The following is a 318-nucleotide window of genomic DNA, read 5'->3' as shown; positions in this document are numbered from 1 at the left end:
TCATGGTCATCCCCATGCTGCTCAAGATCGACTTCGCCTCGCTGCGCCACGTCGGCCGGCACTGGCGCGGGATCGGGGTGACGCTGTTCATCAACTGGGCCGTGAAGCCCTTCTCGATGGCGGCGCTCGGCTGGCTCTTCGTCGGCCACCTGTTCCGGCCCTACCTGCCCGCCGACCAGATCGACAGCTACATCGCCGGCCTCATCATCCTGGCGGCGGCGCCTTGCACCGCGATGGTGTTCGTCTGGTCGAACCTCACCCGGGGCGAGCCGCACTTCACCCTGAGCCAGGTGGCGCTCAACGACACCATCATGGTGG

At 66.7% G+C, this 318-nt stretch carries 1 pseudogene; it reads left to right on the top strand.

What is annotated here, in order from left to right:
- Positions 1-318: pseudogene (locus AX737_RS07135) on the top strand (arsenical-resistance protein); the annotation flags it as partial.

Source organism: Methylobacterium sp. CCH5-D2 (genome assembly GCF_001556475.1).
GTDB classification, from domain to species: Bacteria; Pseudomonadota; Alphaproteobacteria; order Rhizobiales; family Beijerinckiaceae; genus Methylobacterium; species Methylobacterium hispanicum.
This window is presented reverse-complemented; position numbering and strand designations above follow the sequence as displayed.